21 protein-coding genes are annotated in these 23,251 nt (G+C 68.6%); 10 read left to right on the top strand and 11 right to left on the bottom strand.

The window, feature by feature from the left end:
• Positions 1-18: 18 nt before the first annotated feature.
• The gene (gene lnt, locus ACLJO0_RS16625; RefSeq protein ID WP_410579418.1) at positions 19-1,611 is read right to left on the bottom strand and encodes an apolipoprotein N-acyltransferase; all 1,593 of its coding nucleotides are present in this window, start codon (positions 1,609-1,611) and stop codon (positions 19-21) included.
• Positions 1,612-1,620: 9 nt separating this feature from the next.
• Positions 1,621-3,231, bottom strand: a complete 1,611-nt coding sequence (locus tag ACLJO0_RS16620; protein ID WP_410579417.1) for an amidohydrolase — start codon at positions 3,229-3,231, stop codon at positions 1,621-1,623.
• Between the two features lie 142 nt (positions 3,232-3,373).
• On the opposite strand from ACLJO0_RS16620, the gene ACLJO0_RS16615 reads away from it, so the two are divergent.
• Positions 3,374-4,762, top strand: coding sequence for a KamA family radical SAM protein (locus ACLJO0_RS16615; protein ID WP_410579416.1), 1,389 nt, complete (start codon positions 3,374-3,376; stop codon positions 4,760-4,762).
• A gap of 443 nt (positions 4,763-5,205) precedes the next feature.
• Positions 5,206-5,679 carry a DUF1801 domain-containing protein gene (locus ACLJO0_RS16610; protein ID WP_410579415.1) on the top strand — a complete coding sequence of 158 codons (474 nt, stop codon included), beginning with the start codon at positions 5,206-5,208 and terminating at the stop codon, positions 5,677-5,679.
• Here the strand turns inward: ACLJO0_RS16610 and ACLJO0_RS16605 are convergent.
• Complete coding sequence (locus tag ACLJO0_RS16605) at positions 5,655-6,218, bottom strand: flavin reductase family protein (RefSeq protein ID WP_410579414.1); 564 nt, start codon at positions 6,216-6,218, stop codon at positions 5,655-5,657. The two genes, ACLJO0_RS16610 and ACLJO0_RS16605, sit on opposite strands and share 25 nt — an antisense overlap.
• Positions 6,219-6,236: 18 nt before the next feature.
• Positions 6,237-6,410: a hypothetical protein gene (locus ACLJO0_RS16600; protein ID WP_410579413.1), complete on the bottom strand. Its 174-nt coding sequence runs from the start codon at positions 6,408-6,410 to the stop codon at positions 6,237-6,239.
• On the opposite strand from ACLJO0_RS16600, the gene ACLJO0_RS16595 reads away from it, so the two are divergent.
• From ACLJO0_RS16595 to ACLJO0_RS16560, 8 genes are all read left to right on the top strand, one after another.
• Positions 6,409-6,876, top strand: a complete 468-nt coding sequence (locus ACLJO0_RS16595; RefSeq protein ID WP_410579412.1) for a GyrI-like domain-containing protein — start codon at positions 6,409-6,411, stop codon at positions 6,874-6,876. The genes ACLJO0_RS16600 and ACLJO0_RS16595 overlap by 2 nt on opposite strands.
• 37 nt (positions 6,877-6,913) lie before the next feature.
• Positions 6,914-7,723, top strand: a complete 810-nt coding sequence (locus tag ACLJO0_RS16590) for a MerR family transcriptional regulator (RefSeq protein WP_410579411.1) — start codon at positions 6,914-6,916, stop codon at positions 7,721-7,723.
• A 129-nt stretch (positions 7,724-7,852) separates the two neighbouring features.
• A complete protein-coding gene (locus ACLJO0_RS16585; protein ID WP_410579410.1) occupies positions 7,853-9,193 on the top strand; it encodes a lysine N(6)-hydroxylase/L-ornithine N(5)-oxygenase family protein in 1,341 nt (446 codons plus the stop codon).
• A 2-nt stretch (positions 9,194-9,195) separates the two neighbouring features.
• Positions 9,196-10,248: an NAD(P)/FAD-dependent oxidoreductase gene (locus tag ACLJO0_RS16580; RefSeq protein ID WP_410579409.1), complete on the top strand. Its 1,053-nt coding sequence runs from the start codon at positions 9,196-9,198 to the stop codon at positions 10,246-10,248.
• Positions 10,245-12,224, top strand: coding sequence for a class I tRNA ligase family protein (locus ACLJO0_RS16575; protein ID WP_410579408.1), 1,980 nt, complete (start codon positions 10,245-10,247; stop codon positions 12,222-12,224). Before ACLJO0_RS16580 ends, ACLJO0_RS16575 begins: the two co-directional genes overlap by 4 nt.
• On the top strand, positions 12,221-13,744 hold the full coding sequence (locus ACLJO0_RS16570; RefSeq protein ID WP_410579407.1) for an AMP-binding protein: 1,524 nt from the start codon (positions 12,221-12,223) through the stop codon (positions 13,742-13,744). The genes ACLJO0_RS16575 and ACLJO0_RS16570 overlap by 4 nt, the downstream gene beginning before the upstream one ends.
• A 34-nt stretch (positions 13,745-13,778) precedes the next feature.
• Positions 13,779-14,381: a GNAT family N-acetyltransferase gene (locus ACLJO0_RS16565; RefSeq protein WP_410579406.1), complete on the top strand. Its 603-nt coding sequence runs from the start codon at positions 13,779-13,781 to the stop codon at positions 14,379-14,381.
• Positions 14,378-15,427 (top strand): C45 family autoproteolytic acyltransferase/hydolase, encoded by a 1,050-nt coding sequence (locus ACLJO0_RS16560; protein WP_410579405.1) that lies wholly within the window; start codon positions 14,378-14,380, stop codon positions 15,425-15,427. The genes ACLJO0_RS16565 and ACLJO0_RS16560 overlap by 4 nt, the downstream gene beginning before the upstream one ends.
• A 671-nt stretch (positions 15,428-16,098) precedes the next feature.
• On the opposite strand, the gene ACLJO0_RS16555 is transcribed toward ACLJO0_RS16560, so the two are convergent.
• From ACLJO0_RS16555 to ACLJO0_RS16525, 7 genes are all read right to left on the bottom strand, one after another.
• Positions 16,099-16,953 carry an SAM-dependent methyltransferase gene (locus ACLJO0_RS16555; RefSeq protein ID WP_410579404.1) on the bottom strand — a complete coding sequence of 285 codons (855 nt, stop codon included), beginning with the start codon at positions 16,951-16,953 and terminating at the stop codon, positions 16,099-16,101.
• Positions 16,954-16,967: 14 nt separating this feature from the next.
• A complete protein-coding gene (locus ACLJO0_RS16550) occupies positions 16,968-17,639 on the bottom strand; it encodes a helix-turn-helix transcriptional regulator (protein WP_158633142.1) in 672 nt (223 codons plus the stop codon).
• A gap of 172 nt (positions 17,640-17,811) precedes the next feature.
• On the bottom strand, positions 17,812-19,266 hold the full coding sequence (locus ACLJO0_RS16545; protein ID WP_410579403.1) for an MATE family efflux transporter: 1,455 nt from the start codon (positions 19,264-19,266) through the stop codon (positions 17,812-17,814).
• Entirely contained in the window at positions 19,263-20,411 is a 1,149-nt protein-coding gene (locus ACLJO0_RS16540) for an acyl-CoA dehydrogenase family protein (RefSeq protein ID WP_410579402.1), read from the bottom strand. The genes ACLJO0_RS16545 and ACLJO0_RS16540 overlap by 4 nt, the downstream gene beginning before the upstream one ends.
• Complete coding sequence (locus ACLJO0_RS16535; RefSeq protein ID WP_410579401.1) at positions 20,408-21,877, bottom strand: hypothetical protein; 1,470 nt, start codon at positions 21,875-21,877, stop codon at positions 20,408-20,410. The genes ACLJO0_RS16540 and ACLJO0_RS16535 overlap by 4 nt, the downstream gene beginning before the upstream one ends.
• Positions 21,878-21,880: 3 nt before the next feature.
• Positions 21,881-22,147, bottom strand: coding sequence for a phosphopantetheine-binding protein (locus ACLJO0_RS16530; protein ID WP_410579400.1), 267 nt, complete (start codon positions 22,145-22,147; stop codon positions 21,881-21,883).
• Positions 22,148-22,210: 63 nt separating this feature from the next.
• Complete coding sequence (locus ACLJO0_RS16525) at positions 22,211-23,143, bottom strand: 3-oxoacyl-[acyl-carrier-protein] synthase III C-terminal domain-containing protein (RefSeq protein ID WP_410579399.1); 933 nt, start codon at positions 23,141-23,143, stop codon at positions 22,211-22,213.
• Positions 23,144-23,251 lie beyond the last annotated feature (108 nt).

The raw sequence follows: 23,251 nt of genomic DNA, 5'->3' as shown, positions 1-23,251 counted from the left end.
CCTCCGTGTTCCGGCGGGTCAGCCCGCCGCTTCCCTCGTTGCCTTGGCGGCGCTCGCGCGCCGGGTGCGGAAACGGAGCACGTACCCGCCGGTAACCCCGGCGATCGCCAGAGCCAGCAGCCCGTACTCCGTCGTCACACCGAGTCGATCCGACAGCGTAGTCTGCTGCCTCAACGGCACGCGCCCCACCAGGGAGTCTGCGGTGAACAGGCTGGTAGAGGCCGTGATCGAACCGTCGGGAGCGACAATCGCGCTCACTCCGCTGGTCGCGGAAACGATCACCGCGCGCCCATGCTCGACCGCCCGCAGCCGCGACATCGCCAGCTGCTGGTAGCTCATCTCCCCCGGCCCGTACCAGGCGTTGTTGGTCGGCACGACGAGCAGTTCCGCGCCATCGGCGACGGACTCTCGCGCCGGGTAGTCGAACGCCGTTTCGTAACAGATGAAGACGCCGACCTTCGTGCCCGCAACGGACAGGGCGGCGTTGGCACCGTCACCCGGTGTCATGTTCGCCACGCTGTCGACGAACGGTGTCACCAGCTCCGCGAGCTCACGGGCCGGGACGTACTCGCCGAACGGGACGAGTTGCTGTTTGGCGTAGCGCTGGCCCGGGCCGGTGGCCGGATCCCAGACGAGCGCGGAGTTCTGCGCGCTCCCGTCGGGCAGCCGGACCAGCGCGCCGATGATCGCCTGCGTGCCGTAGTCACGGACCATCTGGTCGACGCCGGCGTCACCGGAGCGCATGGCCATCGCGGTCTCCGGCCAGACCAGCAGATCGAGCTTGGTGTTGGTCGCCTTGAGCTTTTCGAGCAGCCGGGCGCTCTCGGCGAGGTGGTTGTTCCGGAGTTCGTCGCGGCGGCCTTCCAGTGCCAGGCCGATGTCAGGGGCGTTGCCCTGCACCGTGGCGACGGTGAGTTCGCCGTCCTGCGCCTCGGTGCCGATCGTCGGCCACACCGCGAGACCGGCCACCACCGGCACCAAGATCAGCGCCGACGTGGCCATCAGGGAACGTCGCGGATCCACGCCCTTCAGTCGCAGGCACAGCGCCGCCAGCCCGAAGCCGGTCAGCACGACGGCGAGCCCGACCAGCGGAGCGCCGCCGATCGAGGCCAGCGAGACGAAAGCACCCTCAGGCTGGCTGAACGCCACCCGGCCCCACGGGAATCCGCCGAAGGGGAACCACGTCCGCGGTGTCTCCAGCGCGATGATCACCAGCGCCGCCCACAACGGCCCGAGCGGCAGCCGCCACACCACGGTGGCGAAAGCCCCGCCGAAGCCGAGATACACCGAAAGCGCCATCGCCAGCCCGAGCCACGGCCACGGCCCGAAGCCAGGACCGAGGAAATCCAGCAGCCACGTCAGCAACGGCAGGAAGAACGCCACCCCGAACACGAACGCGTAGCCGAACGCGCCACGGAACCGGCGTCCGTGCACCACCAACGCGAAGCCGGTGAACGCCAGCGGCGCAAGCCACCACAGCGGACGCGGCGCGAAACTCAGGTACAAGGTGAAACCCGACGCCGCGGCGACGAGGAAACGCACGAGCCAGGCGCGGGAGAACCGCTTCCGGGGCGCCGTTTCGGGGTCCGGATCGGTCACGGTCGTGGACACTCCTGAACCCTAGGCCGTCCGGGTGAACAGATCGTGGATGACCTGCCCGTCGCGGACCGTGCGCAGGCACCGGGGCAGTGTCGCGCCTTCCGCCAGGTTCGGCAACGGCGGTACACCCGCCCGCGGATCGGTCGACCAGCGCTGTACCCGCGAGTCCGGGGTCGCGACCACCAGGTCCTCGGCGTCCCAGATCGCGTAGTGCGCGGGAGCACCCGGGACCAGGCTGCCGGTGACGCCGTCGTTGACCCCGGCGGCGCGGTGCCCCGCACGGGTGTGGGCGGTGAAGGACGCGCGAGCGGACAAGCCCGAGCCCGGTGTGCGGTGATAGGTCCCGGCGCGGACCGTGGCCCACGGGTCGACCGGCGTGACGGGGGCGTCGGAGCCGAACGCGAGCAGGAGCCCTTCGGCGGCCATCGCGGCGAAGGGATTGAGCTTCGGGGCCCGTTCCGCGCCGAGACGGTCGGTGTACATGCCGTGGGTGCCGCCCCATTCGGCGTCGAACTGCGGCTGGACCGAGGCGACCACACCCCAGCCCGCGAGCGCCTTCGCCTGGTCGACGTCGATCATCTCGACGTGTTCGAGCCGGTGGTGCCTGGCGGCGAGCGCTCGGCGGCCGACAGTCTTCTCCGCGAGCCGGAATCCTTCGACGACCTCGGCGACGGCGGCGTCGCCGATGACGTGGAAACCGGCCTGGAGTTCGGCTTCGGTGCAGGCGCTGAGGTGTTCGGCGATGGCGGGGGCGTCGAGGTAGAGCGTCCCGGAGGTGCCGGGCGCGTCGGCGTACGGCTCGTGCAGGGCGGCGGTGCGGGAGCCGAGCGCGCCGTCGACGAACAGGTCGCCCGCGACGCCCCTGGCACCGAGTGCGCGGGCGGTGTCGACGCCGCCGCGTTCACCCCAGTAGCCGACGACCTCCGGCAGTCCCGGTCCGGAGGCGAGCGCGAGCAGGTCGGTGAGGTCTTCGGCGCCGGAGATGTCCGGGCCCGCGCATTCGTGGACGCTGACGACTCCCCGTGCGGCCGCTTCGGCGAGGAAAGCGCGCTGGGCCTCACGGCGCTGCCCCGGCGTGATCGCCTCGCGCATCGCGGCACGCACGAGATGGTGGGCTTCGCGGGTCAGAGGTCCATCGGCAGACCAGCCCGGCGCCTCGTGCACACCGGCGGCGAGCGAGACAAGGGCGCTGGAGACGAGCGCGGAGTGGACGTCGACCCGGCTGAGGTACACCGGAGTCCCGTTCGACGCCTCGTCGATCTCCGCGCGACTGGGCAGCCTGCCGTCGGTCCAGCGGGATTCGTCCCATCCGTGCGCGACCAGGACCTGACCGGGCCGGACCGCGTCGCGGACCGCGGCCAGCAGTTCACCGGCACCGCGGATCCCCGCGAGGTTCAGCCCGGTGAGGTGCAGGCCGGTTGCGGTGGCGTGGACGTGCGCGTCGACGAAGGCCGGGGCGACGAAGGCGCCGTCGAGGTCGACCACCTCGGCGTCGGGATGCAGTGCCTTGGCCGGTCCGTCCTGTCCCACCCAGACGACGGTGCCGTCGGTGATCGCCATGGCCGTGGCGTCGGGAGCCGAAGGGCTGTAGATGCGCCCGCCGAGCAGGAGTGTGGTTCGCGCGTTCGTCACCCTCCCGAGTTTGCAGCGTCCGGACGACCACGTGACCGGCGGGTCGGCATGATTTCGACACACCACGCAGGACAGGAATATTTACGTCTTCCGAACGATGTGACAGGATAATTTCACGCGTTTCCGACGACGAGGAGTACAAGTGACTGCGATCCAGCAACCGACCTCGCCGGTGGCCGCCTATGATCAGCCCTACGACTACACCCGAGTCGAGCTGATCGAACCCGACTGGCGCCGCTTCCCCGGCTGGCACGACGTGACCGAGGCAGAGTGGCGTGACGCGCAGTGGCAGCGGGTGCACTGCATCCGCAACGCCAAGCAACTGCGCGCCCTCATGGGTGACCTGCTAGAGGAGCGCTTCTACGAGGACATGCTCGCCGACCAGCGCGAGATGGCCACGATGTCGATGCTGCTGCCGCCGCAGATGATCAACACCATGGCGCCCAACGCGGGCACCGACCCGGCGAAGGTGACCGAGGCCTGGTACGCCGACCCGATCCGCCGCTACATGCTCCCGGTGCGCAGCGACCGCGACACCGAGTGGCCGAGCCACCCGCACTCCGAACGGGACTCACTGCACGAGGCGGAGATGTGGGTCGTGGAGGGGCTGACGCACCGTTACCCCACCAAGGTCCTCGCCGAGATGATCTCCACCTGCCCCCAGTACTGCGGGCACTGCACCCGGATGGACCTCGTCGGGAACTCCACCGAGCAGGTCGAGAAGCACAAGCTCTCGCTCAAACCGGTCGACCGCCAGGACGCGATGATCGACTACCTGAAGAAGACCCCCGGCGTGCGTGACGTCGTGGTCTCCGGCGGTGACGTCGCCAACGTGCCGTGGCCGCAGCTGGAGTCGTTCCTGATGCGGCTGATGGACATCGACACCGTCCGCGACATCCGGCTCGCCACCAAGGCACTCGCCGCCCTGCCGCAGCACTGGATCCAGCCGAAGGTCGTCGAAGGTCTCGAGCGCGTCGCCGGCACCGCTCAGCGCCGCGGCGTCAACCTCGCGATCCACACCCACGTCAACCACGCCCAGTCGGTGACCCCGCTGGTCGCCGAAGCCGCCAGGACCGCGCTCGACGTCGGCGTCCGCGACGTGCGCAACCAAGGCGTGCTGATGAAGGGCGTCAACGCGACCCCGGCCGAACTGCTCGACCTGTGCTTCGCGCTCCAAGGCGAGGCGAACATCCTGCCGTACTACTTCTACATGTGCGACATGATCCCCAACGCCGAGCACTGGCGGGTCTCCGTGCACGAGGCACAGGAACTGCAGCACGCCATCATGGGGTATCTGCCGGGTTACGCGACGCCGCGGATCGTCTGCGACGTGCCTTATGTCGGGAAGCGGTGGGTCCACCAGCTGGCGGAGTACGACCGCGAGCTCGGGATTTCCTACTGGACCAAGAACTACCGCACCGGGATCGAGCGCGAAGACCCCGAGGCCTTGCAGCGCAAGTACCCGTACTACGACCCGATCTCGACGCTGCCCGAAGCCGGCCAGCGCTGGTGGCGCGACCAGCCGCGCTAACTACTACGAGTACGCACCTGATTCTGTGATACGGGAAGTCCAGTTCGGAAAGCCGGTTAATACCGGTTGCGACTGGTCCTGAAGCGGCCCGGGTGCGGCCCAGAGATAGGACACCGAGCCGCCCTGGGCCGCACCTTCGCACGCTGCCGGACAGTACGAGCCCGCCCGCCGTCGGCATCCAGTTCGCATTCTGGCGCAACTGGCCGCCAAGTCGTTCCTGAAGTCGCGGACTGGCAGCCCGGAAACGCTCGCGGCGGCGCGGTCTTCAGTATTCGACCGGCCGAAGTGGTACCGCGATCGCAATACTCGACCGTCGATGATGCGAAATCCGCAAATCCTTCTGGTTCACGGCCGGGGCCGGGCGAACCGCGATATTCCTCCAAAGATGTACTTGCGCGTAATTCCTCACTCGCCGTTCGACATCGCGAGTACGCTTGGCCGCCATGTTCACAGTGGCAGCGTCCAATCTCAAGGAATACTTCGCCGCGGATCCCGCCAGGGAAGCAGACCTTCGGGCGGTTGACCGCATCGTCCGGGACGCGGCGCCGGAGCTGAAACGGGAGTTCTTCGGCGGCACCGGCGCGGGAAGGCCCGGCATGGGAATGAGCCTGATCGGCTACGGGAAGTTCCAATATCAGGTCAAGTCCTCTTCCGAGCCCATCGACTGGCCGGTCATCGGACTGGCACTGCAGAAGAACTACCTCAGTCTTTACGTCGCCGCCGTGCGAAACGACCGATACCTCGTCGAAGACTACGCGGGCAAACTCGGCAAGGTCAGCCTCGGCCAGAACTGTGTCCGCTTCAAGAAGGCCGATGACCTGGACGAGTCGGGTCTCGGCACGCTCCTCCACCACGTCCAGGACGGTCTCGCCACCGGCGAACTGGAACTGCGCTACGGCCGCGTCAAAGCGTCCTGATCCGCTACGGCGCGGTGGAAAGCGCTGCGGAAGAACACCAGACCGGGCAGGCGTCGGTCGCGGCGGGTCGCGTCGAGAACACGGCTGAGGAAGATCGAGTGATCGCCACCCTCGTAGGTCTCGGCCACCTCGCATTCCAGCCAGGCAAGAGCGCCGCTCAACAACGGCGCTCCGGTGTACGGGCCAGGGCACCAGTCGACCCGGTCGAACTGAGCCGCCCCCTCAGGGCGACGCTTGTCGGCGAAGTACCTGGCCAACTGTTCCTGCCCTCGGCCGAGCACCGACACGCCCAGCCTGCCGGTCGAAGCGATCGCGTCGTGCATCCGCGCGGTGCGGGCGACGCAGCACAACACCAGCGGCGGGTCGAGGGACACCGACGTGACCGAGTTGGCGGTCATCCCGTGCGGCCGCTCACCGGCGACCGTCAGCACCGTGACACCGGTCGCGAACTCGGCGAGCACGTCTCGCAGCGGGGTTCCGGCCGGTGTGGCGGGATGCCGCGCCGGAACTCTCTCGTCGCTGGCCACCTGGTCTCCCATCTCCAGTGCCGTCGCAGGTCAGCGTGCCGCCGAAAGGTCGAGCGCACCACCTTCGTCCGTGCGCAGCGCCGCACGGGAAGCCGTCACCATCGGGTGAACCGGCCGCGCGTTCTTGACCCTGCCCTTGGGGTAGGCATCAGTGTCGCTCGTGACCGGGCGAACAGCGTCCGCGCAGACAGGGAGACCCCCCATGACCGAGATTCTCGAGCGCGACGTACCCGAACAGTTCGTGCTCACCGAGCAGCGGACCGTCGCGGCGGCCGACGTGAAAGAGTGGCTCACCGAGGCGATGGACCGGCAGTTCGGCATCGCCAAGGCGATCAACGGGCTGACCGGGCACTGGTTCGTCGTCTACCACGGCCAGTTCACCGACGAGACGCCGGAGATCCCCGTCGAGATCTGCGGTCCCGTCGCCCCGGATGAGGCAGGCGACCTGGCGACGCGGGTCGAGCCGGCACACCGCGAGGCGTACCTGCGGCTGAAGAAACACCAGTTCACCGACCCCTCGGAGATCGCGAACGCGTTCGCCACGGTGGCACAGTGGGTCGCGAAGCAGGGATATACCATCTCCGACGCGCCCCGCGAGGTGTACTTCACCGATCTCATGGCCGCTACCGACGACGAAGACGTCTGTGACATCGCCTTCCCCATTCGATGACCGCGTCCGTCCGCTCACCTGTATTACGCTCGATGGCGTGGACGCCCTGCTGAAGATCGGCGTGTTCGCACGCCGGTCACGCCTGTCGCTGAAGGCGCTGCGCCTGTACGACCGGCTCGGCCTGCTCACACCGAGGCATGTCGACGCGCAGACCGGCTATCGGTGGTACGAGGAAAGCCAGTTGGAAACCGCGAGGCTCGTGGGCACGCTGCGACGCCTGGACATCCCCCTCTCCACCATCGCGGAGATCATCTCGGCGCCGTCGCCGCACGCTGCCGAGATGATCACTCGGTACTGGCAGACGATCGAACGCGACATGTCCGTCCGTCGCGAACTCGTCAGTCACCTGCTCGGCACGATGCGCGGGGACACACCCGACACCACCGCCGTCGCCGTACGGGACGTGCTGCCACAGCAGGTCCTGACCGAACAGCGGCATACGACCGTCGACACACTCTCCTGCTGGCTCGGCGGCGCGTTCGGCAGACTGCACAAGGCCGCCGCGGATCTCGGCGGACCCGCCGGCCACCCGTTCGCCGTCTACTACGGCGACGTCTCCGAGGACAGCGACGGGCCGGTCGAGGTCTGCGTGCCGATCTCCCTCGACGTGACACCCGTCGCCAAGTTCGCCGTCCGTCACGAGCCCGCGCACCGCGAGGCGTACCTGCGCCTGCGTCGCGCCCAGGTGGAATTCCCGCAGATCCTGTCCGCATACGACCTCGTCACGCACTGGATCTCGCAGCGGGAGCTGAACATGACCGGCGCCCCTCGCGAGGTGTACTTCGCCGACTTCGCCTCGGCCGAGCCGGACGACCAGGTGTGCGACGTCGCCATCCCCGTCGGCTGAGGCCCTCCGGAAAAACAGGCATACCACAATGTGGATCTGCCGCCCGCTTTCGCGCTGCTGAACACTGAAAGCACTGACCGAGCCGGGTCCTGTGTGGACAACAGCGATTCACGCCGAAGGTGGATAACAGTGGCGGCACCCGAGACGAACCGTTTGGCGGTGGCCGCCGGACGAAACCGGGAGCAGATCCGGTACCGGTGTGTCGGGATCGGCATCGGCCCGGCCAATCTGAGCCTCGCCTCGCTGCTGCACGGCCGTCCCGACATCTCGAATCTGTTCCTCGAACGCGAGCCGGAGTTCGGCTGGCATGACGGGCAACTGTTCCACGGCGCCACGCTGCAGGTGTCGCTCCTCAAGGATCTCGTCACCCTCGCCGACCCGGCCAACGAGTTCTCGTTCCTGGCGTACCTGCACGACCAGGGCCGCATCTACCACTTCGCCAACGCTCAGTTCGACGCCATTCCACGGCAGGAGTACCGCAACTATCTGGAATGGGCGAGCAAGCGGAACAAGAACCTGCTTTTCGGTGAACGAGTGCGGTCGGTCGAGTTCGACGGCCTGTTCCGGATACGGACCGACCATCGGACGTTCACGGCGGAGAACATCGCCGTCGGTATCGGACAGCGCCCGTGGCTGCCCGCCTGCACCACCGGCAAACTCGGCGAGACCCAGTTCCACGTCAGCGATTTCCTCACCACCGCGGGTGACCTCAGCGGCAAGCGGGTCGCCGTCGTCGGCGGCGGGCAGTCCGGGGCGGAAGCGGTACTCGATCTGATCAGCCGGGTCGAACGCCCGGTCGCCAACGTGACCTGGCTGTCGCGGCGGCCGAACTACCTCCCGCTGGACGACTCGCCGTTCACCAACGACTACTACATGCCTTGCCATTCGGACTACTTCGCCGGGTTGGACCCCGCAACGCGGGCGGAGTTCAACCGCCGCCAGGTCCTCTCCAGCGACGGCATCTCGATGTCGACCCTGCGCCAGCTGTATCAGCAGTTCTATCTGCACCGGTTCGTCTACGGACACGAGGGCCTGGTGTCGCTCTACCCGAACCGGGAGGTGGTCGACGTCGCCGGGCGGCCCGGCGAGTGGGAGCTGACCTGCCGTCACAACGCCCACGCCGGAACGCTCGAACGCGTGCGGGCGGACGTCGTGGTCTGGGCGACCGGCTACCGGCCCTCCCGGATGGACTTCCTGACACCGCTGGAAAGCAGGCTGGAACGGGAGAACGAGGAATACCGCATCGACCGCAGCTTCGCCGTCCGGTGGGACGGACCGAGGGACCGGAACATCTTCGTGCAGAACGCGACGCGGCAGCAGCGCGGGCTCGCCGACCCGAACCTGAGCCTGCTCGCGTGGCGCTGCCGACGCATCATCGACCGGTTGCGCGAGGTCGACTCCGATGACCAGCTTCCGTCGTTCCTCGAGTGGTCCGCCCAGCGGCCGGTCGACGGCCAGGAGAGGACCTGACGATGCACGGAACCGTCGACGTCGCGGTGGTGGGCGGCGGAATCGTCGGCTGCCTCGTCGCGAGGGAGATCGTGACGAGGCAGCCGAGTTCCACGGTAGTGGTGCTCGACCGCGACGCCATCGGATCCGGTGCCACGCGGCGGTCCGCCGGCGTGCACTTCCCGCGCGGGGCGACACCGCGCGTTCAGGCGATGACCGAATACAGCCAGGACTACTACCGGCGGCTCCGCGCGGAGTTACCGGGTTCCCCCATCCGCTCGGTCGACGCCTACGTGGTGTCCTCCGGCGCCACGCCTCCGGCCGGTTACCTCGCCGGAGCGGAACTGCGCCGGGTCGACGCGGTCCCGGGCCGGTCGGTGACCCTCCCGCCGGGCGCCACGGTGTGGCGATGCCGGGGTTGCCAGCACGCCGATGTACCCGCCCTCGCCCAGCTCCTGGCCCGATCCCTGCGGCCACAGGTCGGCATCGGCGAAGGGCTGCGAGTCACCGGTGTGGAGCCCTGCTCGACCCATGTCGCGCTGCGGCTGGCAAGTGGCGACACCCTGACGGCGGGCAGAGTCGTGCTCTGTCCGGGCCCCTGGCTAGGCGACCCGGCTTGGCGAACCCTCGTACCCACGGTGGGCGCCAGGGTGAAACGGGTGGTCGCCCTGCATCTGGACCACCCGGTCTCCCGGCGGCACAGCCTCGTGGTGTTCGACCGGGAGGACGCCTTCCTGCTCCCGCTGCCCCGCCGGGCGCACTGGTTGTTCAGCTACACCTGCCCGGAATGGGATGTCGATCCCGACGCGCCGCCGGAGGGCCTCTCGGCCGGGCACAGACGCGAGGCGGAGACCGTGCTGAACCGCTATCTGCCCAGAGCCGCCCTCAGGTCGGGCAGGGTGTTCTGTGACGCCTACAGCGACAGCGGCGAGCCGCAGGTTCGCACCCTTGACGACACCGGTCGCGTGGTGTTCGCCGGCGCCGCGAACGGCGCGGGCTACCGGCTGGCGCCGGCTATCGCCCGAGAGACCGCCGATCTTCTGGAAGTCCCCGTCGGTTCGAGGAGCCTGTGGTGATTCTTGACAAGTACTCCGACGCCGAACTGCATCCGGCGTTCGGCATCGACATGAGCGTGATCGACTGGAGCGCCGTCGGCGCGGGATGGGCACGGGTGCGCCCCGGCACCAGCTCGGCCCCACACCAGCACGACGAGATCGAGATGTTCGTCGTGCTCGAAGGCTCTGGCGAGCTGTTCGTGAACGGAGTCACCCATCCCATCGGGCCGGGGACCGTTGCCTTGTTCGAGCCCTTCGAGACCCACGTCGTGGAGAACACCGGCGAAACCGACCTCGTCTTCGCCGACGTGTACTGGCGGGATTTCGCACGCGCGACCCTCGCGGCGGAATCGCCGACGAGGCTTCGGGGGCGACCGCTACTGGTGTTCTCCACTCCGCCCACACCCAACGGTGACCTGCACCTCGGGCATCTTTCCGGCCCGTACCTCGGTGCCGACGTCTTCGTCCGGTTCCAGCGGATGAACGGTGCGGACGCATGGCATCTCACCGGCAGCGACGACTTCCAGAGCTACGTCGCGGCGTACGCGCGGGAAGCCGGCGAGTCACCCGCCACCACCGCCGCGCGGTTCAGCGCGGAGATCCGCGAGACGCTGGCGCTGATGGACATCGAACCGGATCAGTTCACTGTCCCGCGTACCGCGCCGCGGTATGCGGAGGGGCTGCGCGAGTTCTTCTCCCGGCTCACGGCGTCGGGAGAGGTCCGCCCGACGCCCGGAACCGCGCTGTTCGACGGTGCTACCGGTGAGTACCTGCACGAAGGAGACGTCAGCGGCACGTGTCCCGCTTGCGGGCAGCCGACCGGGGGGAACCTGTGCGAGGAGTGCGGTGAGCCCAACGCGTGCGTCGATTTGCTGCAGCCACGGTCGGCACTGTCCCCGGAACCGCCGCGACGGGCGGAGACCGTCCGGCATTCCCTGCCTCTGCACGACTTCCGGGCGACGGTCGCGGACCACCACGCGCTCGGCCGGGTTCCGGCACGGTTGCGTGAACTGGCCGACCGCCTCTTCGCCCGCCCCAGGCTCGACGTCAGCCTCACCCATCCCACCGGCTGGGGTGTGTCACCTGCCGCGCCGGACATCGGTGAGCAGGCCATCTGGGCCTGGCCGGAGATGGCCTACGGTTTCCTGTACGGAATCGAAGCGCTGGGACGCCGGTCGGCGAAGAACTGGCGGTGGGATCAGCCTCGGCACGACTGGAAGATCGTCCACTTCTTCGGCTTCGACAACAGCTTCTACCACGCGGTGCTGTACCCCGCGCTCTACCGGCTCGCGTTTCCCGATTGGCGGCCCGACATCGACTACCACGTCAACGAGTTCTACTTGCTGGAGAAGGACAAGTTCTCGACCAGCAGGCGTCATGCGATCTGGGGCAAGGAGATCCTCTCCGCTGAAAGCGTCGACGCGGTGCGATACTTCCTCGCCTCGACCCGTCCCGAAGGGCGGAGGACCAGCTTCAGCCGGAGCAAGTTCGGGGACGTGCTGAGCACCGTCCTGATCGGACAATGGCAGAGCTGGCTGCGTGACCTCGGCGCCCGGGTCGACGAGCGGTACGGCGGCCACGCTCCGGACACCGGTACCTGGACACCCGAGCACACGGCCTTCCTCGCCGATCTGGAGAACAGGCTCCGGGCGCTGACCGGCAGTCTCGGCCCGGACGGCTTCTCCCTCAACCAGGCCGCCCGTGGCCTGACCGCGCTGGTTCAGGACGCCCGCGCGTTCGCCGGACGAGAGGAACCCGGCAGCCGGCTGCCGGGCTGGAGCGATCAGGCCCGTACCGCTATCGCGCTGGAACTGGCGGCCGCGCGGTTGCTCGCCGGTTGCGCCGCGCCGGTGATGCCCCGCTTCGCCCATCGTCTGGCGGGCGCACTGGGGCTGACGCCACCGGAACGCTGGCCGTCGGCCGTGGAACTGCTCTCCCCCGGGGCCCGCGTCGACCTCGCCGGGCGCGTCTTCTTCGCCGAGGAGGCGGACGAGTGAGCGAGTCACTGCTGGACCGCCTCGCCACCGACCGTGCCCGCAGCGATCGTCACATCACCTTCACCCGCTTCGGCGGGTCGGAATCGCTTGATCTCAGCCGGCTTCAGGAGCTGGCCGGACACGTGGCCGGCGGGCTGGCCGAACTCGGTGTCGTCCGAGGAGACCGCATCGGGATCCACGGGAGCAACAGCCTCGAATGGGTGCTGCTGGACCTCGCCGCGCTCCGGCTCGGTGTCGTCACCGCGGGACTGGAACCGGAGAAGTTCAGGGTTGATCCCGCGCTTCTCTCGCGCTACAGCCTGCGTCTGCTGTTCACCGACACACCGGTGGACGCGCCCGGTGTCCACGACATGGCCGAGGTACGCCGATGGATGGACGCCGGGACCACGCCGTCACCCGTGAGCCACCGGCCCGGCGACGTGACGACGATCAAGTTCACCTCGGGCAGCACCGGCGAGCCGAAGGGACTGGCCGCGACGGTAGGCAGCATCGAAAGCTCGCTGCGCGCGGTTCAGCAGCTGTTCTCCCACGGACCGGACGACCACCTGTTCGTCTTCCTGCCGCTGTCCTTGCTCCAGCAACGGTACTGGATCTACTCGGCTCTGCTGCACGGCCACGACGTCACGATCAGCACGCACAACGCGGCGTTCGCCACGCTACGGCGCGCCGCGCCGAGCGTGGTCATGGGAATCCCGGCCTTCTACGAGGTGATGCGGCGCCGGATCGAGTCGCTGGCCGCCAGGATCTCGCCCGCAGACCCCGCCGCGGCTCTCCCCATCGCCGCGCAACGGTTCTTCGGCCCCCGAATCCGGTATCTGTGGACCGGCTCCGCCCCTGCCGGCCCGGCGACCTTGCGCTTTTTCAGCGACGTGGGCCTGCCCATCTTCGAGGGCTACGGCTTGAACGAGACCTGCATCGTCACCAAGAACCACCCCGGGGCCTGGCGGATCGGCAGTGTCGGAAAGGTCGTGCCCGGCAAGGAGGTCCTGATCGACGCCGAAGGGGTGATCAGCGTCCGCGGTGACCACCCGGTGAACACAAGGTACGAGTACGGACCGCCCGGCGCCTCGGAGGAGGTGTTCGGTACCGACGGCACCGTCCGCACCGGTGACCTCGGCTATTTCGACGGCGACGGTTTCCTTTACATCCGCGGCCGCGCCGACGACGTCATCGTGCTCGACAACGCCCGCAAGATCGTCGTGCGGCCCATCGAGGAACGGCTGCGGGAATGCCCCGCGGTCGACGAGTGCGTCATCTTCTGCCCCTCCCGGACTTACCTGGTCGCCGTGGTTTCGGCCGTCGGCCGTCCGCCCGACCTCGACGCGATCACGGATTGGGTGACGCGGACGAACGCCACGGTCGAACGGGATGAACGGATCGCCAAGATCGTGCTCGCCCGCGAGCGGTTCAGCGTGGCGAACGGCCAGTTGACCGCGCAACTCAAACCGAGGCGTGCGGCGATCCTCGCCGCTCACGAGAACGAGGTGAACGACAGAACGGGCGTTACCAGGGCACCATGAGCGGAACGGACTCGGCGGATTCGAAAGGAACGGCATGAGCTGGCTGGAACTGGCGGCTACGACCCTGGACAACGAGTACGTACTCCTGCGGCCGATCGTGGCCGAGGATCGGGCCGCGGTGCGGTCCATCGCGATGGACCCGGACATCTGGCGCTTCTTCGTCTCCCGCGTCGAGACCGATGCCGACTTCGAAGCCTTCTTCGACGCCACGCTCGCCGACCACACCAACGGCACACGGGTCGTCTACCTGGTCACCGACAAACGTGGCGGTCGCGCCGCGGGCAGCATGAGCTACGGCAATCTGGCCGAACGCGACGGCAGGCTGGAGATCGGGTGGTCGTGGCTCGGCCGTGATTTCCGCGGCAAGGGGATGAACCGGTGGGCGAAGTACTTGCTGCTCCAACACGCCTTCGAACGCCTGGGGGCGGAACGGGTCGAGTTCAAAACCGACCGGCTCAACGTGCAGGCACGTAGCGCGCTGCGCAACATCGGTGCCCGCGAAGAAGGCACGCTGCGCAGCTTCAACCCGATGCCCGGAGGACGACGCCGGGACGCCGTGTTCTTCAGCGTCCTGCGCGCCGAGTGGCCGCGGATCAAGGAACAGCTCGAACGGCAGCCGAAGATCACTCCCGGATGACCCGCGTACCGGACGTTCCGTTCGTCCGCGTCGAGGGCGATGCCCGTACCCGGGGACGTGCGCATGGAACGGCTCGCGCGACCGCTTTGCGGGCTTTCCTCGACGATGATCTCTGCCGTCTCAACCGGATACTGTGGCGGCCCGTGTCGCCGGCCACGCTCGGTCCCACGATCGACGCCTACCGGACGGCGATCGCCGCCGCGGTGCCGGAGCTTGCCGACGAGATCGACGGATTGGCGGAAGGGGCGGGCCTGAGCCGTCGGGAGGCGGTACTGCTGCAGGCACGGCGCGAGATACTGGGCTACCGTAGGGTGCCCGCTCACGGCGACTGCACCGCCTACGCGCGGGTGGGGCACGGCACCCCGGTACTGGCGCAGACGGTCGATCTCAATGGCGATCTCGCAGACCAGATCGCCGTCCTCGAGGTGGCGCGCGACGGTTCGCCCGGCCGCGCCCTCGTGCTCAGCTTCGGTGGTCAGCTCGGCTACCTCGGCCTGAACGACGCCGGGCTGGCGATCGGCATCAACCTGATCGTGGGAGGGACCTGGAAACCGGGAGTACCGCCCTATCTCGCGGTCCGGTACCTCCTCGACCACGCCCGTGACGTGAAGGAGGGCGTCGAGCTGCTTCAGACCCTGCCACTGGCCAGTTCACGCAACCTCGTGCTCTGCGACCGGTCCCGCGCGGCATGGGTCGAGCTGGTGGACGGCCGGATACGGACCGTCTCCGCACCGGCTATCGCGCATACGAACCACATCCTGCACCCGGATTTGACGGCTCAGGACGAGGTGAACCGGTTCGCTCGCCGCTCTTCGGTACGGCGGCTCGAAGCTTGCGTCACGGGCCTCGCCGGGCTGCGCGCGAACGCGAGCGCCGCGGAGCACTTCGCGCTGCTGTCGGCGCCGCCCGTGTACGTCGCCGCGAACGGCGACATCCGTCACGAGCACACGGTGGCCACGGTGGTCCTGTTTCCCGCTCGCGGTGAGCTGCACCTACGACCGGGGGGTCAGGTAGACGGTCCGACCAGGGTCTTCACTCTCAGGTGAAGGTGAACTGGCTGAAGGACGGCGCCGCACGAGGGTTCCTTTGGAGTACATGAAGGCCCCCTTCCTGTACCTAGGCGCAAGGAAGGGGGCCTTCATGTACCTGGGAACGGCGTGAAGCAGGCGAGGGGCGTCACGGTTGTCTCGGTGTCACCAGGACGTGCCTCGGAGGGTAGTGAAGGCTCCTTCACCACCCTCAGCGTCAGGGTCTCGGCAAAGTCGCATATCCGCTGGTCAGTGGGTGCCGGCTGGCAGAGGTGGGCTCGCCACCGTGGCCTGGCACCTTCTCGGCTGTCCACAGGGGACACTTCCGGGGTTCACCGTGCCCGATTCGGGCGCTTTGCGCAGGGCCGTGGATTCGGCGAGGGACCCTGACGTTGCGAAAGCCACTTTCGCAACCTGCCACCGTTGCCTTACCCCTCTATAAACCCCCAAATCACTCACGACCCCTCTCAAATATCGTACATATACACATCAAACGGATATCCAACTGTCGAATAGTGTCCTTTGTGGACATTCAGAGGCCCGCCTCTTTCGGGACATCCCACGTCCCCACGGTGGCTTTCGCGACCCGCCCGACCTCACGACACCTTCGCCTCACCCCTCAAGAGAACCTTCTTGGCTCTAGCGGCGACATCGGGAACAGTGCCGAGCGCCGAACGGGGAGACACGGTCTAGACAGCCGCCTCGACGAGGTAGCTACGGGGCAAGTCGCGCAGCGTCTCCGGCGCCACGGAGGCGGGCCACCGCCCATAATCGGCCGCCGGAGCACCCGGTTCGACGACCTCGTCCACCAGCCAGCCGCAGTTCTGGACGAACCCGCCGGGCCGGTCCGTGCCGAAGCGCCACGGGCTGCCCGCCGCCTCCAGTTTCCCCAGAAACGGCTTCAGGTAGGGGAAGCGGAAGATTCCGGTGCCGATGAGGTCGGCCGCGAACAGACTGCCGGGTGCGGACAGCTCGGCGGTGCGCGCGACCACGTTCCTGGCCAGCGACTCGGGGAGGTAGAACAGCAGCCCCTCGGCGAACCAGATCGTCGGCCGGGCCGGATCGAAACCGTTGTCGGACAAAGCGCCAACCCAGTCGTCGGTGAGGTTCACCGGCACCCGGCGACACTCGCAGCGAGCTTCCGCGCCGATCATCGACAGGCGGGATTCCTTGTAGGACAGCAAGTCCGCCTGGTCCACTTCGAACACGACGGCCGTTTCGGGCCAGTCCAGCCGGTACGCCCTGGTGTCCAGACCCGCGCCAAGACCTACGACCTGGCACCCCGGCTTGGCTGACCGCAGAAGAAACTCGTCGAACCAGCGGGTCCGGATCGCAAGGAATGGGTTGCCGTCGTCGGCCGCGTGCGACGGGTGGAAGTGGGACAGCAGGGCGACGCCTTCCTGGCCGGCGAGCGTCGCCGCGAACGGATCGTCGAAGAGTCTGTCGTCGCGACGACTCTCCCGTGCCCGCGCGGCGGCCGTCCACAGTGCTGTCTTGGCGACTTCGGCGAAGGATTCGCGCTCGTCGGACAGGTCAGCGGTCATGGTCCTACGTCCCCTCAGTGATCGTCGAGAAGGCCGGCTTTGATGGCGTTGACCGCGGCGGTCGTCCGGTTCGGCGAGTCGAGCTTCAACATGATGCTGCCCACGAGCCGTTTCGCGCCGTGGCTCGAGATGGTCAGGCGCCGGGCGATCTGCTTGTTGCTCAGCCCCTTCACCAGCAGGGAGAGCGCTTCGGTCTCACGGCTGGTCAGCTTCACCGCGCGCATCCGCTGACGCGAGGTGGGGTCGTCCGCCCTGAACAGCAACTCCCGGGCGAGCCGCGAAGGCATCGGCAGTTCGCCGAGCGCGCACCGGCGCAGGCCGTCGCCGAGTGTCTCGGCGGACAGGTCCTGCTGGGACAGGAAGCCGTCCACCGGAACCGAGGTGGGCAGAACCGGACCGGTGACCGACATCTCGTCGATCACCACGAGGATCTTCGTCTTCGCGGCGAACGCGCCCGCGACGCTGTCCAGCCACCGCGCGTCGGCCGAGGCGACGATGACGAAGTCCAGTACCGGCAGCGCGGCCAGCCCGTCGATGTCCTCCCGGCTGCCGCACCGGTGAACCGTCCCGACACCGGGTACGGACCTCAACACGATTTCCAGCCCGTGCCGCAGGACCTCGTTGCCGGACAGGAGTGCGATGCTGAACATGCCGGCGTCCTCGGCGACCGGAACGGTATGCGTCATGGCTGTGCCCCTTCCCCTCGTCGCGGCTCGTGCCGCTGCGGCCGGAACAACGCCGCTTCTCATTGATAGCAGCGGGTTTCGGCGCCCGGCCCGGCAGAATCACTGACCGGCCATGCCAAATGTGCGGCAGCGGTCCGCCGTCCGCGACGGCACGACCGTGCCAAACCGCACGTCAGGGCTGCCCCGACTCGATCCGGCTCGCCCTGCGGACCACGACCACCACCGCCACTACGACGGTGATTCCCGCCAGGTTGGCCAACGCCACCGTGCGGTAGAAGGCGACCGGGTCGTGCACCGCGGCAACGACCAGCGCACTGGCGACCACGATGACCACGTAATAGAAGATGTTCAACAACACCGCGACCAGCCCGGAACCGATCTGTTCCATGATGTTCAGCGAGGACAGGACCGGCCCCTGCAGGACATAGGTCAGCCCGATCGTGCCAAGGTACAGCGCGGTCTGGTGGGACACCTCGGGCACGTCGGACATCAGCGAACCCAGCGGTCCGCTCGCCGCCCACACCGCGACGCCGAGCACGACGTAGGTCCCGATCGCGATCTCCAGGCCGGCGCGGAGCGTTCCGGGCAGCCACTCGGCCTTGCCTGCCCCCCGTTGCTGGTTGAGCACGATGGCCGTCGCCGAGCCAAGGACGATACCGGGCATCAATACCAGGATCTGCAGGCTCGACGCGCCGGAGTAGGCCGAGACCACCGTAGGATCGAAAACCCCGAGCACCCGCAGCAGCACGAGGTTGGAGCCGAACAGGATGACCTGAGTGGTCGCCACCGGCAGACCGACCTGCCGCAGATGCCGGACGGCGTCCGGTTGCCACGGTTTCGGCTGCCCCGGCCGCCATAGACCGGTGCGGCGCAGGAAGAACAGGCCGAGCGCCAGTCCGACGACCGACGACAGCGCGATCGACAGCGGAACACTGCTCGCGCCCATTCCGGCGCCGATGCCCAGTGCCCACACCCCGCCGAACTGAACACCCGCTCCCACCAGCATCACCGCCGCGCTGTGCCGCGCGTGGCCGAACCCGCGCAGGCTGGACGCGCAGAGGACCACGCCGACGTAGGTCAGCTCGGCCAGCGCCATCCAACGGACGAAGGAAACGAAGTGGTCGTGGGACGACGGCGGCACCAGCAGCGCGTCGGCGAGCAACGGCGCGACAAGCGCCAGCACGACGATGAGGGCCGAGATGAACGCCAGCCACATCCGGCTGAAACTCAGCGCCATCGGCACCACGTCCTGAGGCCGTCCCCTGCCGCGGTTGATGGCCGCGGCGACCTGATTGCTGATGTCGAACGCGATGAACAACGCGAGGAACAGGCTCGCCACGGGCATGTACAGCGCACGCACGTAGAGCGCGTCCCCGTCCATCCTGCCCAGCAACGCCTGGACGCCGACCACCACCAGCAGACCGATGACCTCGGCCAGCACCATGGGAACGGCCAGCCGCGCGAGCGCGGCGCGGATCGAACGGCGGTCCGGCCCCGGCACCGCCCACGGCGGCGGGCCGCCACCGGGAGGCGGACCACCCGCCGGATCCGGCGGTCCGCCGCCCGGACCGGATGGCATGGGTGGAGCCGCCTCTCCTGGGCCGCCGTGCTTGTTCGGCTGAGTCATGATGTCCTCCCTCGGGTGAGCTGGTGGTGGACGGCGAGCTTCTGCACGTCGCCCGAGCCCTCCATGAACTCGACGCCGCGCGCGTCCCTGGCGAACTTGTCGAGCAACGGGTGATCGAGCCGGGCGCCGGGACCGAAGAATCCGAGCGCCGCGAGGGTGACGTCCTCGGCCAGCCGGGTGGAGCGCACTTTCGCCGCCGAGGCCAGGTGGCCCTGCGCCGGATTCGCGTCGACGGTGACGGCCGCGTGCCGCACGAGCCGTCGCGCCGCGTCGATCCGCAGCCCGAGCTCTTCCCAGCGAGTGCGCTCGTCGCCCCGCAGGACCCGGCGGTGCGCCCGCACGTAGTCGTGGGCGGCCCGCGCCACACCGATCCCCATCGCCGCGACCACGGGACGGAGCCGGTCGAACGTCCGGGTCCAGCCCAGCATGCCGCGACGGACCGCCGAGAGCTGCCGTCCGAGCAGACGCTCCGACGGCAGCCGGACGGAGCGCAGCGTGAGTTCGCTCAGCCCCGCCGCGCATAACCCGAGGGTCGGCAACGCGACCGGGGAGTACCCGGCGTCTTCGGCGTCGACGAGCACCGCGCGGATGCCGAGCGGGCCCGGATCCGACCGGGCGAAGACCACGCCGACCCCGGCGCGGCAGGCGTTGCCGATGTACTTCTTCACGCCGTCGAGCAGATAACCGTCGCCGTCACGACGCAGACGGGTTTCGAGACTGGTGGCCGCCGAACCGCCACCCGGTTCGGTGAGCGCGAAGAACGTCCAGGTCGGCCGGGACGCCAGCCTGCCGAAGAAGCTCTCCTGCTGCTGTTCGTCACCCAGCAGCGCGACCAGCGGTCCCGCCATCGGCGCGCCGGGCGCCGCCATCAGCGCCCCGAGATCACCGCAGGCCAGTTCCTCGACGAGCACCACCTGCTCCAGCAGGCTGTCCCCGGTGAACCGGTGCGACCCGACGACCAGTGGCGCGGGACGGAACCGCGGCGGGCTCTGGAACAATCCGACGTGGTCCATCGCGGGCAGGCCGAGCGACTCCACGATCCGGTCGGGCTCGCGTTCGAGCCGCAGGGCGACGGCACGCAGATCACCCGCCCAACCACGGGCGTGCGTTCGCAGCGCGAGCAGACGGTCATCCAGTTCGGTCATCCGCGTTCCCCGGTGCTCTCCGTGCCGAGCCAGACATCGGCGATCAGCTGGGACACGTAGGCCACCCGCCCCGGCCCGTCGCTGAGGAAGCCGCTGGCCGCCAGCAGCCGCGACAGGAGGCGGTCTGCGTCGGTGATCCGGCGGTGCACCCGGCGCAGGGTCGGCGGATCGAGGCCGGGCGCACCGAGTACGGCCTCGATTTCGAACTGCTCGATCAGGGCGTCCGCCAGTTGACCGGCGACCAGCTGCCGGTCGAGAAGGCTGCCTTCGCCGCTGGCACGCTCCCCCAGGTACGCGACGCACCGGTCGGTGAGCTGTTCGGACGCCCCCAGCCGCAGCCAGGCGAGTCCGGTCAACCACGTCGCGTCGTCGACGGCCGGGCGGGGATCGCGCTCTCCGACGGCGAGGCCCTCGGCGGCGAGTAATTCCCTTGACGTCGCGGGCAGGTCGTCCTCGGGTGGTTCGCCTTCCCCTCGCCGGACGAGGACATGCCCACCCGGCCCCGCTGGGGGCCCGCCCGGGAACGACTCCAGCAGCACGTCGAATCCAGCGCCGATGCTCTCGCCCCGCGTCACCGCCCGGCAGCGCGTCCACCGCAGGGCGATCGCTCGCGGGGGTGTCTCGATCGAGCAGGTTCCCAGATAGCGCAGTGCCGGGTCGTATTCGGCCAGCACCACCCGGCGTCCCGCGTCCCAGTCGCCGAGCCGATCGACCAGTGCGGCCCAGACGCCCGTGCACGGTCTGCCGGGTTCGGCCACCACCAGATCGACGCCCGGCCGTTCGACGCCGACCGCGGGTCCCGCCACGAGTGCCGCGGGCCGGCTGCCGGCCAGCAGTGCGGTCACCGACGCGATCGCCTCATCGCGCCCGAGGTCGGCCTGGCAACGGATCGCCGGGCCGCCGCCGTCCGCGTGACGGCTCAGCACCAGTGCGACCACGGCGTCGTGAGTGGGCCTCACCTCGCGCGGGGCAGGCTGATCGTCGTCCATCAAGGTGGTCTGGTCCAGGATCAGCACAAGTGCGCGATTGAACCCGTCCGCGGTCGCGTAGTCGGCCACGATCCGGAGCGCGGTGAAAGCGGCCGCGGCACCCTGATCCGACACCGCCAGCACCAGCGGGTCGCCAGGCAGCGCGTCGGCGGCGAAGCACGCGGGCCAGCCCGGTTCGGCGTCGGGCGTACTGTGCGCGAGCACGACGAGGTCGAACGGCTCGTCCAGTGGTGCCAGATCCGCCAGCACACCGCCGATCATGTCGGTGAAGGTGTTGCGGCGGACGCGGGTGAAGTAGTCGTCCCGATGCCGCAGGCCGTACAGCGCTGCCAGATCGGCGAAGTACTGGATCAGGCCCGGATCGTAGGGGCGGCCCTCGCCGAAGACGCGGCTCGCGGCCCGTTCCAGCCGCAACGGTACTTGTCTGCCGGACTCCGGTGCGATCGGCGCCACCGCCGGTGAAGTCGCCAGGTACATCGGTCACACACTCGCCTGCTTGGCCACGTAGGTGGCCAGGGTGCCGACGGTTTCCAGATACCGCTGCTCCAGCGTTTCGGCGTCGAATTGGAAGTCCAGCAGCTCCTCGAGCTGCATCAGCAGTTCCAACGTGTTGACCGAGTCGAGGCCGAGTTCCTCGAACAGGCGTGTCTCCTCGGACATGGTCGCCGGCTCCCGCCGGCTCATCGTCGCCAGCAGACCGATGGCCGTTTCGACGATCTTGCCGCGTTCGACGCTGTGCGACTCCATGGTTGTTGCCTCCAGCCTGCCGTTCTTCTCTGGGTGGGTGGTGCAGTCGGTCGTCCTCGTGGCTCAATGCCGGAAGACCATCGCGGCGAAGGTCGCTCCGAGACCGACCGACGTCATCACGTAGTGGGCTCCCCGGCGGAGACGCCCGCCTTCGATCGCCGTCCGGTAGTTGATGAACGAGTCGGCGCAGAAGCAGTGCCCCAGCTCGGGCAGGTTGTCCAGCAGGATCCGGTCCCTCGGCAGACCGATCGACTTCGCCACCCGGAGCCACGACATCTGGTTGACGTTGTGCGGCAGCACGAGGTCCACATCGGACACTTCCAGTCCTGCCCTGTCCACCGCCGCGAGGATCACCTCCGCGAGCGCGGGGGCGTAGAGCCGATCGAAGGTCGCCATCAGTTCCGGAGAAAGAAAGGGACCGGTGTGGTACTCGCCGTGGGTCCTGGTCGCGTAACCGATCAACCGGTCCCGCTCGCCGCTCGCGGTGACCAGGACGGCCGCCATCCCTTCGCCCATGATCGCGGAGTCCGCGATCAGCTGCGCGGAAGGCGTGAACGCCTTTTCCCCCAACAGGATCAGCGCCAGCGCGTCCGGGTCGCCGTCCGCGGCGAGGAGCTTGCCGCAGAGGTCGACGGCGAGCAGTCCGGACGCGCAGGCGTGCTGGGTGAGGGAGAAGGCGATCGCGTGGTCGAGACCGAGCGCCTCGCGAACTTCGTGCAACGGGTTGCGGGGATAGGGCGCGGCGAGCTGAATCGTCTTGGCCTGCACGAGGTACCGCACGTGGTTCTCCCTGCCGCGCAACGCGTCGAGCCCTTCCACGGCGGCGAGCATCAGCTCGGTGATCGACTCCGACGGTGCGAGCCGTAGCCGGGAGAATCCGTAGAACCTGTGGTACAGCTTGATTTGCGCCGGGCTGAGGCCTACATCGGCGAGGTACGGGGTGATCGACGTGACCTCCTCCGGCAGATGCACCGATACCGCCGCCAACGCCGTCATCCGTCCTCCTCGCTTGCTGATGTCCTCACGTTCCCAGACCCCCGCCGACCTCGGTAATGCGCGAACGGGCGGGCCACTGAGCGGTACGAACGGCTACCGCTGATCGGG

The organism is Amycolatopsis sp. lyj-108 (assembly GCF_046549005.1).
Classification (GTDB): domain Bacteria; phylum Actinomycetota; class Actinomycetes; order Mycobacteriales; family Pseudonocardiaceae; genus Amycolatopsis.
This window is presented reverse-complemented; position numbering and strand designations above follow the sequence as displayed.